At 69.1% G+C, this 16,115-nt stretch carries 15 protein-coding genes; 6 read left to right on the forward strand and 9 right to left on the reverse strand.

Annotated elements, in window-relative coordinates:
* Positions 1-110: 110 nt before the first annotated feature.
* From RGI145_RS09290 to RGI145_RS09315, 6 genes are all read right to left on the reverse strand, one after another.
* A complete protein-coding gene (locus tag RGI145_RS09290; RefSeq protein WP_075798138.1) occupies positions 111-1,133 on the reverse strand; it encodes an ABC transporter ATP-binding protein in 1,023 nt (340 codons plus the stop codon).
* Positions 1,130-2,122, reverse strand: a complete 993-nt coding sequence (locus RGI145_RS09295) for an ABC transporter ATP-binding protein (protein ID WP_075798139.1) — start codon at positions 2,120-2,122, stop codon at positions 1,130-1,132. The genes RGI145_RS09290 and RGI145_RS09295 overlap by 4 nt, the downstream gene beginning before the upstream one ends.
* A gap of 4 nt (positions 2,123-2,126) precedes the next feature.
* Positions 2,127-3,038 carry an ABC transporter permease gene (locus tag RGI145_RS09300; RefSeq protein ID WP_075798140.1) on the reverse strand — a complete coding sequence of 304 codons (912 nt, stop codon included), beginning with the start codon at positions 3,036-3,038 and terminating at the stop codon, positions 2,127-2,129.
* The gene (locus tag RGI145_RS09305; protein ID WP_019460650.1) at positions 3,035-3,976 is read right to left on the reverse strand and encodes an ABC transporter permease; all 942 of its coding nucleotides are present in this window, start codon (positions 3,974-3,976) and stop codon (positions 3,035-3,037) included. Before RGI145_RS09305 ends, RGI145_RS09300 begins: the two co-directional genes overlap by 4 nt.
* Positions 3,977-3,982: 6 nt before the next feature.
* Positions 3,983-5,581 carry an ABC transporter substrate-binding protein gene (locus tag RGI145_RS09310; RefSeq protein ID WP_075798141.1) on the reverse strand — a complete coding sequence of 533 codons (1,599 nt, stop codon included), beginning with the start codon at positions 5,579-5,581 and terminating at the stop codon, positions 3,983-3,985.
* 426 nt (positions 5,582-6,007) lie between these two features.
* Positions 6,008-7,654: an ABC transporter substrate-binding protein gene (locus RGI145_RS09315; RefSeq protein WP_075798142.1), complete on the reverse strand. Its 1,647-nt coding sequence runs from the start codon at positions 7,652-7,654 to the stop codon at positions 6,008-6,010.
* A 198-nt stretch (positions 7,655-7,852) separates the two neighbouring features.
* Between RGI145_RS09315 and RGI145_RS09320 the strand changes: the two genes are divergently transcribed.
* The 5 genes from RGI145_RS09320 (at position 7,853) to RGI145_RS09340 (ending at position 12,732) form a co-directional block, all read left to right on the forward strand.
* Positions 7,853-8,239 (forward strand): GtrA family protein, encoded by a 387-nt coding sequence (locus RGI145_RS09320; protein WP_237183254.1) that lies wholly within the window; start codon positions 7,853-7,855, stop codon positions 8,237-8,239.
* Positions 8,236-9,159, forward strand: a complete 924-nt coding sequence (locus RGI145_RS09325; RefSeq protein WP_075798144.1) for a glycosyltransferase — start codon at positions 8,236-8,238, stop codon at positions 9,157-9,159. Before RGI145_RS09320 ends, RGI145_RS09325 begins: the two co-directional genes overlap by 4 nt.
* A 144-nt stretch (positions 9,160-9,303) precedes the next feature.
* Complete coding sequence (locus RGI145_RS09330) at positions 9,304-11,055, forward strand: type I secretion system permease/ATPase (RefSeq protein ID WP_075798145.1); 1,752 nt, start codon at positions 9,304-9,306, stop codon at positions 11,053-11,055.
* A complete protein-coding gene (locus RGI145_RS09335; protein ID WP_075798146.1) occupies positions 11,052-12,428 on the forward strand; it encodes an HlyD family type I secretion periplasmic adaptor subunit in 1,377 nt (458 codons plus the stop codon). Before RGI145_RS09330 ends, RGI145_RS09335 begins: the two co-directional genes overlap by 4 nt.
* The gene (locus tag RGI145_RS09340) at positions 12,418-12,732 is read left to right on the forward strand and encodes a hypothetical protein (RefSeq protein ID WP_075798147.1); all 315 of its coding nucleotides are present in this window, start codon (positions 12,418-12,420) and stop codon (positions 12,730-12,732) included. Before RGI145_RS09335 ends, RGI145_RS09340 begins: the two co-directional genes overlap by 11 nt.
* 36 nt (positions 12,733-12,768) lie before the next feature.
* Here RGI145_RS09340 and RGI145_RS09345 read toward each other — a convergent pair whose 3' ends face one another.
* Positions 12,769-13,506, reverse strand: a complete 738-nt coding sequence (locus RGI145_RS09345) for a glycerophosphodiester phosphodiesterase (RefSeq protein ID WP_075798148.1) — start codon at positions 13,504-13,506, stop codon at positions 12,769-12,771.
* Between the two features lie 97 nt (positions 13,507-13,603).
* On the opposite strand from RGI145_RS09345, the gene RGI145_RS09350 reads away from it, so the two are divergent.
* The gene (locus RGI145_RS09350; RefSeq protein ID WP_075798149.1) at positions 13,604-13,912 is read left to right on the forward strand and encodes a hypothetical protein; all 309 of its coding nucleotides are present in this window, start codon (positions 13,604-13,606) and stop codon (positions 13,910-13,912) included.
* A gap of 41 nt (positions 13,913-13,953) precedes the next feature.
* Here RGI145_RS09350 and RGI145_RS09355 read toward each other — a convergent pair whose 3' ends face one another.
* Complete coding sequence (locus tag RGI145_RS09355; RefSeq protein ID WP_075798150.1) at positions 13,954-14,886, reverse strand: nucleoside hydrolase; 933 nt, start codon at positions 14,884-14,886, stop codon at positions 13,954-13,956.
* A complete protein-coding gene (locus RGI145_RS09360) occupies positions 14,883-16,070 on the reverse strand; it encodes an amidohydrolase (protein WP_075798151.1) in 1,188 nt (395 codons plus the stop codon). The genes RGI145_RS09355 and RGI145_RS09360 overlap by 4 nt, the downstream gene beginning before the upstream one ends.
* Positions 16,071-16,115: the final 45 nt, after the last annotated feature.

The following is a 16,115-nucleotide window of genomic DNA, read 5'->3' on the forward strand; positions in this document are numbered from 1 at the left end:
CCTGCCCGTGGCGCCGGAATCCGCCCGGGTGACAACAGAAAACGGGGGAAGGACCCAAGGCCCTCCCCCCGCTGCACAAGGCGCCGGGGCCACGAGACCCCGGCCCGGTTTCAGGCATAGGCCGGCACGTTGCGCGCCAGCGGGTTCTGCGCTTCCGGCAGGTCGTGCAGGTGGCAGGCCGCGAAATGCCCGCTGTCCGTCGGCTTCAGCCGCGGCTCGTCGATGCGGCAGCGGTCGAAGACATAAGGGCAGCGCGTGTGGAAGCGGCAGCCGGAGGGCGGGTTGATCGGGCTCGGCACGTCGCCCTTCAGCACGATCCGCTTGCGCCCCGCGCCGGGCTCCGGCACCGGCACGGCGGAAAGCAGCGCCTCCGTATAGGGGTGCTTCGGCGCGGCGAAGAGCTGCCGGCGCGGCGCCACCTCCACCATCTTGCCGAGATACATGACCGCCACGCGGTGCGTCATGTGCTCGACGATGGCGAGGTCGTGGCTGATGAAGAGCAGCGCGAGGCCGAGCTCCTTCTGCAGATCCTGCAGCAGGTTCACGATCTGCGCCTTCACCGACACGTCGAGCGCCGAAACCGCCTCGTCGCAGATGATGAGGTCGGGCTCCGCCGCCAGGGCGCGGGCGATGCCGATTCGCTGCCGCTGCCCGCCGGAGAATTCGTGCGGCCAGCGGTTGATGGCGTCGCGCGGCAGGCGGACCGTGTCCATCAGCTTGTAGAGCCGCTTCTCCAGGTCGTCGCCGCTCTTGGCCATGCCGAAGTTGCGGATCGGCTCGGCCAGGATGTCGCGCACCCGCATGCGCGGATTCAGCGAGGAGAAGGGGTCCTGGAACACCACCTGCATCCGCCGCCGCATCTTCCGCAGCGTGCCGAGCGGCATGTCGTCGATGCGCTGGCCATCCAGGATCACCTGCCCCTCGGTGATGTCGAAGAGGCGCAGGATGGCCTTGCCCACGGTGGACTTGCCGCAGCCGGACTCGCCCACCACGGACAGCGTCTCGCCCCGGTTCACCGAGAAGGAGACGCCGTCCACGGCATAGACATAGCCCTTCACCCCGCCGAGCAGGCCGCCACGGATGGGATAGTGCTTCTTGAGGTCCACGACCTCCAGGACCGGCGTGCCGCTCATGCCGCGAGCGCCTCCTTCTCCGCATAGTGACAGGCCGCGAGATGGCCCGGCGCCTTGAGTTCCAGCGCCGGGGCCACCTTGCGGCAGAAATCCGTGGCGTAGGAGCAGCGGCCGGCGAAGACGCAGCCCTGGATCTTCTGCTTCAGGCTGGGCACCAGGCCGGGGATCTCGGCCAGCCGCTCCGTCTCTCCCGTGAGGGAGGAACCCAGCTTCGGCACGGCGCCGAGCAGGCCCTGGGTGTAGGGGTGCTTCGGCGCGCGGAACAACTCGCCCACCTCGGCCTCCTCCACCTTGCGGCCGGCATACATGACGATCACCCGCTCCGCGACCTCGGCCACCACGCCGAGGTCATGGGTGATCAGCACGATGGCCGCGCCGACGCGGTGCTTCAGGTCGCGCATCAGGTCGAGGATCTGCGCCTGGATGGTCACGTCGAGCGCCGTGGTCGGCTCGTCGGCGATCAGCAGCTTCGGGTTGCAGGCCAGCGCCATGGCGATCATGACGCGCTGGCGCATGCCGCCGGAAAGCTGGTGCGGATACTCCTTCACCCGCCGCTCCGGCGCCGGGATGCCGACCAGCTTCAGCATCTCGATGGCGCGGACCTCGGCCTGCCGGCGGTTCATGCCCTGGTGCAGCCGCAGGCTCTCGCCGATCTGCTTGCCGATGGTCAGCACCGGGTTCAGCGAGGTCATCGGCTCCTGGAAGATCATGCTGATCTCGTTGCCGCGGATGTCGCGCATCTCGCGGTCCTGGAGCTTCAGCAGGTCCTTGCCCTCGAAGCGGATGGAGCCGGCGATCCGGCCCGGCGGCTCGGGGATGAGCCGCAGGATGGACATGGAGGTGACCGACTTGCCGCAGCCGGACTCGCCCACGATCGCCACCGTCTCGCCGGCATTGACGTGGAAGCTCAGCCCGTCCACGGCGCGGTTCACGCCGCCGTCGGGGGTGCGGAAATGGGTCTGGAGGTTCTCGACTTCGAGAAGGGCCATCAGGTCAGATCCTCTTGGCCGCGCGCGGGTCGAGCGCGTCGCGCAGGCCGTCGCCCAGCAGGTTCACCGCCAGCACGGAGATGGACAGGAACAGGGCCGGGAAGAAGACGATATAGGGCTTCACCTGCCAGAGCGCGCGGCCCTCGGCCATGATGTTGCCCCAGGACGGGATGATCGGCGGCGTGCCGGCACCGATGAAGCTCAGGCTCGCCTCGATCAGCATGGCGGCGGCGCAGATATAGGTCGCCTGCACCGTCATCGGCGCGATCGTGTTGGGCAGGATGTGGCGCCAGATGATCACCGGCGTGCGGGTGCCGGAGGCGATGGCCGCGTCCACATAGGGCTGCTCGCGCAGCGACAGCACCACGCCGCGCACCAGGCGCGAAACGCGCGGGATCTCGGCGATGGTGATGGCGAGCACCACGTTGCCGACCGAGCCGCGGCTGAGCGCCATCAGCGCGATGGCCAGCAGGATGGAAGGGATGGACATCAGCCCGTCCATCACCCGCATGATGATGCTGTCGGCCCAGCGCACGAAGCCGGCGAAGAGGCCGATGGCCAGCCCGATCACCGAGGCGAAGAAGGCGGTGGCGAAGCCCACGATCAGCGAAACGCGGGTGCCGTAGAGCACGCGCGAATAGACGTCGCGCCCCAGCATGTCCGTGCCGAACCAGTACATGGCCGAGGGCTCGCGCGTGCGGCGCGCCGGGGCCAGGGCGGTCGGGTCCACCGTCCAGAGATAGGGGGCGAAGACGGCGACAAAGACCAGCAGGGCGAGCAGGAAGCTGCCCAGGGCGATGGTCGGATGGCGCCGGATGAAGCCGATGACGCCTTTGCGGACCTTCGCGACCGGCATGACGTCCGGCATCTGCGGCGCGGCCGCGGTGCTCCGCGGCTCGAGGACGGAGGTGCTCAATAGCGGATCCTCGGATCGAACAGGGTGTAGAGCAGGTCGATGCAGAGATTGACCAGCACATAGGTGAAGGAGAAGAGCAGCACGACGCCCTGGATGATCGGGTAGTCGCGGCGCAGGATCGCATCCACCGTCAGGCGGCCGAGGCCGGGGATGGCGAAGACGCTCTCGGTGATCACCGCACCGCCGATCAGCAGGGCAATGCCCAGGCCGATCACCGTCACGATGGGCACGGCCGCGTTCTTGAGCGCGTGCAGGAACAGGATGCCCGTCTGGCCGACACCCTTGGCACGCGCGGTGCGGACGTAATCCTGCTGCAGCACCTCCATCATGGTGGCGCGGGTGATGCGGGCGATCAGCGCGATATAGGCGCTGCCCAGCGCCAGGGAGGGCAGGATCAGGTTGGCGAACCAGGGGCCGATGCCCTGGGACAGCGGCGTGTAGCCCTGCACCGGCACCCAATCCAGGCGCAGCGCGAAGAAATAGGCGAGCAGGTAGCCCACCACGAAGGTCGGCACCGAGAAGCCCAGCACCGCGAAGCCCATCACGAAGCGGTCGATCCAGGACCCCGCCTTCCAGGCCGCGACCACGCCCATCGGCACCGCGATGGTGATGGCGATCAGCAGCGTCAGCACCATCAGCGACAGCGTCGGCTCGATACGCTGCGCGATCATCGTGCTGACCGGCAGGTTGGTGAAGATCGAGGTGCCGAGGTCACCCTGGATGATGTGCCAGGCCCATTCGCCGAAGCGCACCAGGAAGGGACGGTCCAGGCCAAGCGTGGCACGGATGCGCTCCACATCGGCGGGCGTCGCCTGGTCGCCGGCGATCACCGCGGCCGGATCGCCCGGCGCGAAATAGAGCAGCGAGAAGACGAAGAGCGCGACGATCACCATCACGGGGATCGTCGCCACGATTCGGCGGAGGATATACGAGAACATGGACCCTTATGCCTTGGAAACGCCCCAGAAGACAGGGAACGGCGCCTGCACCACGCCGGAAACGTTCCGCCGCCATGCCTGGTAGGACAGGAAGAACCCGGTGGGAGCGTAGAGGCCCGCCTCCACCGCCGCGATGTTGAGCTTGTCGATGGCCGCCTTCTCGGCCGCGAAATCCGGCGCGGCGAACCACTCGTCGCGCGCCGCCTCGACCGCATCCGACTTCGGCCAGCCGAACCAGGCGCCGTCGCCATTGGCGCGGATCGGCGTATAGGCCGCCGGGTTGATGCAGTCCCCGCCGGCATGCCAGGTGTGGAACATGTTCCAGCCGCCCTGGCCCGGCGGCCCCTTCACCGCGCGGCGGGCGCCCACCGTGCCCCAGTCCGTCGCCACGAAGTCGAGCTTGAAGCCGATGCGCTGCAACAGGTCGGCGGTGACGTCGCCCTGCGCCTTGGTGATCGGCTGGTCCTGCGCGACGATGCAGGTGACGGGGCGGCCGTCATAGGAGGATGCGGCGAGCAGTTTCTTCGCCGCCTCGATGTTGCGCATCTTCAGCATCTCGCCGCCCGCCTCGGTGTAGAGCGGCGTGCCGGGCGTGAAATAGCCCGCCATCGGCTTCCACAGGCTGTCGTCGTCGCCGACGATCGCCTTCATGTAGTCCTCCTGGTTCAGCGCCGTCATCACCGCATGCCGCACCTTCACGTCGTCGAAGGGCGGCTGGGTGTGGTTGAACCGGAAATTGCCGATATTGCCGAGCGGATCGGCGATATCGACCAAGATGTTGCGGTTGGCCTTCAGCACCGGGATCAGGTCGCTGATCGGGCTTTCCCACCAGTCGATCTCGCCGTTCTGCAAGGCGGCGGAAGCCGTCGCCGCATCGGGCATGATGATCCACTCGATCCGGTCGAGCAGCGCCTGCTTGCCACCCGCCAGCCACGAGCCCGGCTCCTGGCGCGGCCTGTAGTCGGCGAACTTCACGAAGACCGCCCTGGCGCCCGGCACCCACTCCTCCCGCACGAAGCGGTAGGGGCCGGAGCCGATGTATTCCTTGATCTGATCGAAGGGGTCGGTCTTCGCGATCCGCTCCGGCATGATGAAGGAGCAGGGCGCGTTCACCTTGCCCAGCGCCAGCAGCATCTTCGGATAAGGCTTCTTCAGCGACCAGCGGATGGTGCGGTCATCCACCGCCACCAGCTCGTTCTGCTGCGCCCGGATCATCTGCCCCATCGGGTCGCGCACCGCCCAGCGGTTCAGGCTGGCCACCACGTCCTTCGCCAGCACCGGCGAGCCGTCGTGGAACTTCAGCCCTTCCCGCAGCCGGAAGGTCCAGACCAGCCCGTCCGGCGTGACCTCCTCGCCCTCCGCCATCTGCCGCTGCGGCTGCAGCTTGCTGTCCACGCCATAGAGCGTGTCCCAGACCAGGGTGGAGGCATTCCGCACCACGTACTGGGTGCCCCAGATCGGGTCGAAATTGGCGAGATTCGCCTGGGGAACGAAGCGCAGGGTCTTCGCAGCCGCGCCTTGCGCCAGGGCGGGGGCGGAAAGGCCCGCCGTCGCGGCAGCGATGCCTAATCCGGCGCCAGTCCTCAGGAGCGAACGTCGATGCATCGGAAACGAATCTCCTAAGCGGCGCCCGGGAGAGCGGCCATGTGGCAAAGGCTCCGTGCAGGAACGGCGGACGCCGTACCTGTTGGAACTTCACCGCGTGCCTGCACAATGCATGCCACTCCCGGACCTCCCGTCGCCTGGACCGGTCGCTAGGCCGGAGAAGCGTCATTTTCCTTGCCGGGAGCCTAACACGAGACGCCCCGGTCTCCGCGAGAGGAAAACGGGCTCCGCATCACGGAAAAATGTCGAAGATATTGCACGAACGTGACGGAAAACCGAATTTTCTTCTCGGATTGAGATCCGGAAGCGGTCTCCTCATCCGCCGTCCAGTGACAAGGCGGGCGGCTGCCCGGATGACATGAAGAGGGCGCCGGCCATCTCAGGTACGGCTTCCGGCCTTTCCGTGGAAAGGCCGGAAGCCGGGGGTCAGGCCGTGCGCTGCACGTTCCAGAACAGCGGCATGCCCTTCAGCACGCCGCTCAGTGTGCGGCGATAGGCGGTGGCCTGGAAGTACTGGCCCAGCGGCAGGTAGGGCACGTCCTCGAAGGCCTGCTTCTGGACCTCGGCGGCGAGCTTCTTCTGCGCCTCCAGATCCGGCGCCTCCAGCCAGGCGGCGCGCAGCTCCTCCAGCTTCGGCGCGGTCGGCCAGCCGAACCAGGCCTTGTCGCCATTGCCGCGCAGGGACTGGCTGACACCCGGGTTGAACAGGTCGAGCCCGGCCCAGAAGGTGAAGAAGACGCTCCAGCCGCCCTTGGACGGCGCCTCGCGGCTGGCACGCCGCTGCACCACCGAGCCCCAGTCGGTGGAGATGAACTCCACCTCCATGCCCGACTTCTTGAACATGTCGGCGCCGACCTGGGCGAGCGCGTTCAGCGAGGGGAAGTCCGAGGCGGCGATCAGGGTGATCTTCTCGCCCTTGTAGCCGGCCGCCTTGAGATCGGCCTTCACCTTGTCGTAGTCGCGCGGGCTGGTCAGCGCCTCCATGCCCACATCGCTGGCCATGGGCGTGTCGGGCGGGAAGAAGCCGACATTGTCGCGCCACAGGCTGCGGTCGTCGCCGATCACGGCGGTCATGTAGTCCGCCTGGTTCACCGCGCCGAGCAGGGCACGGCGGATGGCGGGGTTGTTGAACGGCGGATGCAGGTGGTTGAAGCGGCAGATCGCCACCAGCCCGGTCGGGTCGGGGATCTCGACCACGATGTTGCGGTCCTTGCGCAGCACCGGCTGCAGGTCGGCGGTGGGCTGTTCCCACCAGTCCATCTCGCCATTGCTCAGGGCGTTGGAGGCCGTGGCCGCGTCCGGGATCACCGTCCATTCGATCCGGTCGAAGTTCGCCACCTTCGGCCCGGCGGTCCAGCTCGGCGTGCCGTCCTTGCGCGGCACATAGCCCTCGAAGCGCTTGTAGACGATCTTCGAGCCCGGCACCCGCTCCTCGGCCACCCACTGGAAGGGGCCGGAGCCGACGATCTCCTTCACCGGCGTGGCCGGGTCGGTCTTGGCGATGCGCTCCGGCATGATGAAGCAGATCGGCGTGGAGGGCTTGCCCAGCGCGTCGAAGAGCAGCGGAAAAGGCTTCTTCAGCCGGAACAGGATGGTCTTCTCGTCCGGCGCCGAGAGCTCCTCGGTCACCGCCATCAGCGCCTGTCCCAGCGCGTCGCGCGCCGCCCAGCGGCGGATGGAGGTGGTGCAGTCCACCGCCTTCACCGGCTGGCCGTCATGGAACTTCAGCCCGTCGCGCAGGGTGATGGTGACGCGGCGGCCATCCTCCTCGACCTTGTGGCCCTCGGCCATCTGCGGCTGCGGCTTGTAGTCCTCGTCATAGCCATAGAGCGTGTCCCAGACGAGGTAGCCATGGTGGCGGGTGACATAGGCGGTGGTGACGATCGGATCGACCACGGCGAGGTCGGCCTGCGGGATGAACTTCAGCACGCGCGGCGTGGCGGCCGTCCCGGGCGCCGCGGCAGGGGCAGCGGGCGTGGCCGCCGGCTTGCCTGCCTGGGCATGGCCGTCCTTCGGCAGAGCGGAGGCCATTCCGGCCAGGGCGACGCCGGCCAGCAGATCACGGCGAAACATCGGACAACCTCTCCAGATGTCGGGTTTGCCGGGAAAGGAAGCCCGCCCCCGGACGCGGCGCAAGCCCCCGCCCCCGTAACGGATCGCATTCCCCGCCACCGGCCCGCCGCTTGGCTTTCGCGCGCCGCTCGCCTATTGCCCTGCGTCATGGAGGCCAGCCTTGCCACGACCGACCGAAACGGACCGGAGATCCGGGCCGTGCTAAGGCAGATGTGGCGCTTCGGCGTGGTCGGCGGCATCGGATTCGTGGTCGATTCCGCGGTGCTCATGGCCGCCATCGCCCTCGGCGCCGGCCCCTATGGCGGGCGGGTGCTGTCCTATCTCGCGGCGGCCACCACCACCTGGGCGCTGAACCGGGCCTGGACCTTCCGCGGCCGCGGCGCCGGGCCGGCGCACCGGCAATGGGTGCGCTTCCTCCTGGTGAACCTCGTCGGCTTTGCCCTGAACTACGGAACCTACGCCCTGCTCCTCTCCAACCTGCCGCTGGTCGCGGCCCACCCCGTGCTTGGCGTGGCCGCCGGCGCGCTGGCCGGCATGGGCGGGAACTTCGTCCTGTCCCGCCGCTTCGTCTTCACCGACCGATGACGGAACCCCGCATCGCCGTCCTCGTCCCCTGCCGGGACGAGGAAGCCGCCGTGGGCGAGGTGGTTCGCGGCTTCCGCGCCGCCCTGCCCGGCGCCACCGTCTATGTCTACGACAACAACAGCACCGACCGGACGCGGGAGGTCGCCGCCGCCGCCGGGGCGGTGGTGCGTTCGGAAAGCCAGCCCGGCAAGGGCAGCGTGGTGCGGCGGATGTTCGCCGACATCGAGGCCGACGCCTATGTCCTCGTGGATGGCGACGGCACCTACGACGCCTCGGCCGCCCCGGAGATGGTGCGCCGACTGCTGGAGGAGCGGCTGGACATGGTCACCGCCATCCGGGTGGACGAGAGCGTCGGCGCCTACCGCCCCGGGCACCGCTTCGGCAACCTGATGCTGACCGGCATGGTCCGGCTGGTCTTCGGCGACCGGATCACCGACATGCTCTCGGGCTACCGCACCTTCTCGCGGCGCTTCGTGAAATCCTTCCCCGCCCTGGCGCATGGCTTCGAGACGGAAACGGAATTCACCGTCCATGCGCTGGAGCTGCACCTGCCGGTCGGAGAACTGCCGACCCCCTATCGCGAGCGGCCGGCGGGCTCCGCCTCCAAGCTGCACACGATCCGCGACGGCATCCGCATCCTGGGCACCATCGCCGCCCTGGTGCGGCGGGAACGCCCCCTGCCCTTCTTCGGCGGCCTTGCCGCCCTGCTCCTCCTCCTGGCGGCGCTGCTGATGGTCCCGGTGCTGGAGACCTATCTGCAAACCGGCCTGGTGCCGCGCATGCCGAGCTTCCTGGCATCGGTCGGCCTGACCATCCTGGCCTGGCTCTCGATCGCCTGCGGCCTGATCCTCGACACCGTCACCCAGGGGCGGCGGGAGGCCAAGCGCATGGCTTATCTTTCGATTCCGTCACGATATTGATTCCATCACAAAATTAATACAAACTTCCGCGATCGCTTATTATACTAGCGGTTGTACTCGTTAACCTTTGGGAACCTGTTCGTTGGTATTGGACTACCGCGCATACCGCCGTGATCCCGTTTCTTCCCCGGAAAGGAATTCCGCATGACGCCTCCCAAGGAGATCCGGGAAAAGGACACGGTGTTATCGCGGGCCTTGGCCGCCTGCCGGCAGCAGTTCGTCGGCGTGGCGCTGTTCAGCGGCGTGGTGAACGTGCTGCAGCTCACGATCTCGCTCTACATGATGCAGGTCTTCGACCGCGTCCTGGCGACGCGCAGCACGGACACATTGCTCTGGCTGACCGTGGTCGCGGGCAGCGCGATCCTGCTTCTCGCGGTGCTGGAGGGTGTGCGCGGGCAGGTGATGCAGCGGGCCGCCGGCTGGATCGAGGCCCGGGTGGCCCCCGAGGGGTTCCTGCGCGCGCTGGAGGCACAGCTTCGCGGCCGGACCTACCGCACGGAGGCGCTGCGGGACCTGTCCCTGGCGCGCAACTGGCTCGGCAGCCCGGCGGCGCTTGCCCTCTATGACGTGCCCTGGGTGCCGATCTACCTGGCGGTGATCTTCCTGCTTCATCCGCTGCTCGGGGCGGTGGCGCTGGGTGGTGCCGTCCTGCTCTTCCTGCTGACCCTGCTGGGAGAGGCGGTGACCTCCCCTCTGCTGAAGCAGGCGGGCACGGCCAGCCTGCTCGCCAACCGCCGGGCGGAGATGCTGATCCGCAACGCCGAGGTGATCGACAGCATGGGCATGGCCCCCGCTGTGCTGCGCCGCTGGCGGGAGGCCGTGGCCGACGGCACGCCGCAGCAGGAGCGCGCGGCGAACCGGGCGGCGCTGCTGATGTCGGTGACCAAGTTCACCCGTCTGGCCCTGCAGATCGCCATCCTGGGCCTCGGTGCCTGGCTGGTGTTGCGGCAGGAGCTGACCTCCGGCGCCTCCATCGCCGGCTCGATCATCATGGGCCGCGCCCTGGCGCCGGTGGAACAGGTGATCGCCGGCTGGAAGGGGCTGGTGCAGGTGCGCCAGGCGCTGCAGCGGCTGAAGACCTTCCTGGCGCTGCCGCGCCTGCGGCCGGCGGGCATGCCGCTGCCGGAGCCCAAGGGCCGGCTGGTGGCGGAACGCCTCGCCTACGCGCCGCCAGGGCAGACGGCCGCGGTGATCAAGGGGCTGAACTTCGCGATCGAGGCGGGGGAGAGCGTGGCCATCATCGGCCCCTCCGCCGCCGGCAAGACCACGCTGGTCCGCCTGCTGATCGGCACGCTGGCGCCCAGCGCCGGGGCCGCGCGGCTCGACGGGGCGGATGTCTCCACTTGGCTGCGTGAGGATCTCGGCCGCCATCTCGGCTATCTGCCGCAGGATGTGGAGCTGTTCGAGGGCAGCGTCTTCCGCAACATCGCCCGCATGGGCGAGGCGGAGCCGGAGGACGTCTTCGCCGCGGCGAAGCTGGCCGGCTGCCACGAGATGATCCTGCGCCTGCCGCAGGGCTACGACACCGAGGTCGGCGAGGCGGGGCAGCAGCTTTCCGGCGGCCAGCGCCAGCTCGTGGGCCTGGCCCGCGCGCTCTTCGGGCGGCCGAAGCTGCTGGTGCTGGACGAACCCGACAGCAGCCTCGACGGCGATGCCGAGGCACGCCTGCTCCATGCGCTGCGCGAACTGCGCGAGCACGGCACCACCGTGGTGCTGGTGAGCCACCGTCCCGTCCTGGTCCAGGGCGTGGACAAGGTGATGCTGCTGCGCGACGGGCAGATCGAGGCCTTCGGCCCGCGGCAGGAGGTGCTGAACCGCGTCATGGGCCCGCGTCCGGCCGTGGCCGCGCCGCGCAATCCCGCCTCCCTGCCCGGCCAGCCTGGAGTTGCCGCATGAGCGCGAATATCGCCCTGCCGCCCCTTGGCGGTCCCCTGACCCCCACCCCGGCGGGCCATCCCGGCCTGCCGGAGCTGGTGCTCGACCTGCCGCGCCCCCGCACGCGCGGTCCGATGCTGCTCGGCATCGCCAGCATCGCGCTGTTCGTCGGCGGCTTCGGCACCTGGTCCTTCACCGCCCCCCTGAGCGAGGCCGCCATCGCCCCCGGCGTCATCAAGGCCGAGGGCAACCGCCGCGCCGTGCAGCACCTGGAGGGCGGGATCGTGCGCGAGATCCTGGTCCGCGACGGTGACGAGGTGAAGGCCGGGCAGGTCCTGATGCGGCTGGACGACACCCAGTCCGACGCCACGCTGGAAAGCTCGCGCGGCACCCGCTGGGCGCTGATGGCGCAGGCGGCCCGGGACGCGGCCGAGGTGGCGGGCGCCACGACCGTCGCCTATCCGGCGGAGCTGGTCTCCTCCGACGACCCGCGTGCGCGGGAGGCGATGACGGGGCAGAGCATCCTCTTCGCCAGCCGCACCGCCAGCCTGGCCAGCCAGATCCAGGTGCTGGAGGCCCGGCTGGGCCAGTACGGCGCCTCCATCCTCTCCACCCGCGCCCAGATCACCAGCCAGCAGCGCCAGCTCGACCTGCTGCGGCGCGAGGAAACGGATGTGCGGGCCCTGGTGGCGCAGGGGCTGGAGCGGATGCCCCGCCTGCTGGGCCTGCAACGGCAGATCGCCTCGGCGGAAGGCAACATCTCCGACCTGCAGGGGCAGGTCGAACGGGCCGAGGCCCAGATCACCGAGACCCGGAACCAGCTCCGCAACACGCGCGACCAGCGCGTGCAGGAAGCCTCCACCGATGCGCGGGAGGTGGATACCAAGCTGCGGGAACTGCAGGAGCGCATCCGCGCCGCGCAGGACGTGTCCACGCGCCGCGAGATCCTGGCGCCGGTGGATGGCGTCGTGCTCAACAGCCATTTCTTCAACCCCGGCGCCGTGGTGAAGCCCGGCGACACGGTGCTGGAGATCGTACCCGACCGCGACCGGCTGGTGGCGGAGGTGAAGGTCTCCCCCACCGACATCGACGTGGTCCATAACGGGCTGGAGGCGGAAGTGCGGCTGCCGGCCTTCAAGCAGCGGCTGGTGCCCTATCTGCACGGGCACGTCACCTTCGTGGGCAGCGACGTGAATCAGGAGCCGCAGCGCGGCACCGAATACTACCGCGCGCAGATCGTGATCGAGCCGGACCAGATCGCCAAGCTGGAGAACGTCTCGCTGAAGGCCGGCATGCCGGTGGAGGCGCAGATCAAGATCGGCGACCGGAGCTTCTTCCGCTACATGATGCAGCCTCTGATCGACAGCTTCCACAGGGCCTTCCGTGAGCAGTAACAACAAGCCGGCCCCGGCCGCACTTCCCTGCATCTTCAGCGACGGGGTCATCGACGCCCAGGTGCGCCATGGCGTGGCGCGCTTCACCCTGGGCCAGACGGGAACGGACGGCCAGCTCGCCCCGGCGGGCCAGCTCGTCCTGCCGCTGACCCAGTTGCCCAACCTGATCGGCAGCGTCACGCGGCTGCTGCAGGAGCTGGAGGCGCGTGCCCGGCAGGCACAGCAGCAACAGCAGGGCGCCGCGGCGGCGGCCGAACCGGCGGCAACGCCGGCGGGTGGCGCCTTCCGTTTCTCCACGGAGTAAAGTTTCCAGGCGCTCCGGCAACGGGGCGCCTGGACCCTATCCCCGCTCGCCGCGCATCCGCATGGCCAGCACGGGATCATCGCTGGCCATCGCATCCACGCCCAGATCCAGCATGCGGGCGATGCTGTCCGCGTGGTTGCCGCCCCAGACGGCGATCCGCAGTCCGGCCGCGCGCAGCCCCGCCACCAGTTCCGCATCCATCACGCTGGCATGGGTTTCCACCATGGAAAGCCCATGGGCCTTCGCCACGCCGATCACCCCCGGCAGGCCCAGCCCCTCCAGCATGGCCGGGTCGAAGAGCCAGGCGACATGGTCGAAGCCGCCCGCCGCCTGGGCCGCGGCGGCGGTGGGCGCGTGAAAGGCGATGATGCCGCAGCGCCCCCGCATTCCATGCCGGTCCAGGATCGGAAGCGCCACGTCCAGCAAGCCCGGATAGGGCCTGCCTCGCACATCCGTCTTGAGCTCGACCTGCAGGCCGGAGGCGGAGGAAGCGACCAGTTCGACGACATCGCGCAGATGCGGGATGCACTCCCCGCCCGCGCCGCGCAGGCGGAGGCGCGTCAGCTCCTCGACCGGATGCTCGGCCAGGAGGCCCTGCCCCTCGGAGGTCCTTTCCAGCCGGGCGTCGTGATGCACGATTGGCTGCTCATCAACCGAAAGGTGTATATCGCACTCGCAATATTCAACCTTAAGCTGTGATGCATGGCGGAACCCACCAATACTGTTCTCCGGCCACAAAAATGCACCGCCTCGATGGCCGATGATTTTTGTCATGGGCGGTATTGTCTCCCGTCTTCTTGAAAGGGTGGAACTGGATGCGCATTGGGCCTATTCCTATCTTCACCTGCCCTGAAGCGTGGAACGTGGTGAGATGTCGCTCATTCTGGTTCTGTATGACTTGCCACAAGGCGCGACCGAGGTTCTGGAACAGGCGATCTGGGAGGTCTCGGAAAGCCACTGGGTCGCCAACGCGAATGCTCTCTTCGTTTCGAGTGACATGTCGGTGAGCTATCTTTCCCAGCACCTTCGCGGCGCCCTGCGGCGTAACGGGATCGCCGGACCGATCCTGGTCATGCGCATGGCGGAGGATATCGCCACGGACGGCCTGCCGCCGGACGCCGCCTCCTGGCTGCGTCAGCAGGTGGACCTGCCCATGCCGCGCGCCGCCCGGCCGAACTGAGGCCCAGCCTCCGCCCTTCCCGCGCGGCGGGCCGCCATGCTTCATGGCAGCGAGGCCAGCCGCCCGGCCAAAGCCTCGAAGAACGGCTCCACGGCCAGTGTTTCCGCGACGCGGATATTCGGCGTTCGCCGCATCCGGTTCCAGCGGTCGATATGCGTGCGCCCCCGGCCGATGCCGGTGCCGCATTCCACCTCCACCCAGGCTTCCCGAAGACCGAAGAGTTCCGGCCACAGCACCAGCGCCACGGCGCAGGGGTCGTGCAGCGGAAAGCCACGATGCCCGAAGCGGCGGGAGGCCGGCACGCCCCGCAGGATGGCGCAGGCAGCCTCCAGGCAGGCCCCCTTCCCCGCCCCGGCCAGCCGTTCCACCACGGCTGGCGTGACGAAGGCCTGGGCGGTGAGGTCCAGGGTCACGAGGCTGACCGGCAGCCCTGTGGCGATCACGGCGGCCAGCGCCTCGGGATCGGAGGCGGCGTTGAACTCGGCCGAGGGTGTCCAGTTCCCCTCGCCCCAGGCGCCGGTCATCAGCACGATCTCGCGCACGCGGTCCCGCAGCTCCGGCTCGGCGGACAGGGCCAGAGCGAGGTTCGTGGCCGGCGCCAGACCGATCAGCGTCACCTCGCCCGGGGCCGAGCGGCGCAGCAGGTCCCGGATGGCATCCGCCGCCAGGCCGGGCGCGACTGGCGGGCCTTCCGGCAGGCTCACCCCGGCCAAGCCATCGGCCGCATGCACCGCCGTCTCGGAGCGGAACTCGCCCAGCAGCGGGCGGCTCGCCCCGCCCACCACCGGCACGGCCCGTCCGGTCAGCCCGATGATGGCACGGGCATTGGCGAGCGTCCGCTCCAGTCCGACATTGCCGCCGCAGACCGTCACCAGCCGCACATCCAGCTCCGGCGAGGCCAGGGCCAGCCAGAGCGCGATCGCGTCATCCGTGCCCGGGTCGCAATCGATGACGGTGGTGCGCGGCGCGGTCATCCCAGCTCCACCTCGACCAGGCTGCACCAGTAGGCCGCGCCATGCGCGACGATCTCGTCGTTGAAATCGTAATGCGGATTGTGCTGGTAGCCCTCGGGATGGCGCGGCGCACCCATGCCGATGAAGGCGAAGGCGCCGGGACGTTCGAGCAGCATGAAGGCGAAATCCTCGCCCGGCGTGATCGGCTCCGGGTCGTCATCCACCAAGGCCTCGCCCACCGTGGCGCGGGCGGCGCGCAGCGCGACCTGCACCTGCTCCGCATGGTTCACCGTGGGCGGCGTACCGTGGATGTAGCGGGCCTCCACCGACACCTCATGCGTCGCGGCGGTATTCTCCGCGATGGCCAGGATGCGGCGCTCCAGCAGGGCGCGTTCCTCGTTGCGGAAGGCACGAGCGGTGCCGCGCACCGTCACCTTCGCCGGGATCACGTTCGGCGCCTTGGCATCGCCCGCCGCGATATGGCCGACGCTGACGACGCCGCTCTGCAAGGGGTCGATGTTGCGGGCCACGATGCTGTGCAGCGCGGTGATGAACTGTGCCGCCGCCAGCGTGGCATCCGCCGCCAGATGCGGCCGCGCGCCATGCCCGCCCTTGCCGGTGAAGACGGCCTCCCAGGTATCGGCGCTGGCCAGGGCGCGGCTGCGCGGCACGGCGATGCTGCCCACCGGCATGTCGAGCATGTTGTGCAGCCCATAGACCGCATCGACGGGGAAGGTCTCGAACAGCCCCTCCCTGATCATGCGGTCGGCGCCACCGAGTCCCTCCTCGGCGGGCTGGAAGATGAACTGCACCGTGCCGGAGAAGCGGTCCGGATTCCGTGCCAGCCACTTCGCGGCGCCGAGCAGCATGGCGGTGTGCCCGTCATGGCCGCAGGCATGCATCGTGCCGGGCCTGGTGCTGGCATAGGGAAGCCCCGTCACCTCGCCCATCGCCAGCGCGTCCATGTCGGCACGCAGCCCGATGGCCCGGTTGCCGCCGCCGCTGCTCCCCTTGCCGCGCAGCGTGCCGACCACGCCGGTCCCGCCCAGCCCCTCGGTCACCTCGATCCCGGCCTCGCGCAGCTCCCGCGCCACCAGCGCGGCGGTGCGCGTCTCGTCGAAGCCGAGTTCCGGATGGGCATGGATGTCGCGGCGCCAGGCGGTCATGGCCGGGGCGAGAGGGGCGAGATCCTCCGGTGAGGGCATAATTCGTCTCCAGACTGGATAGCGGGCTTGCTTTCCGGCGCCGGG

It is taken from the genome of Roseomonas gilardii, assembly GCF_001941945.1.
In the GTDB taxonomy this organism is placed as follows: domain Bacteria; phylum Pseudomonadota; class Alphaproteobacteria; order Acetobacterales; family Acetobacteraceae; genus Roseomonas.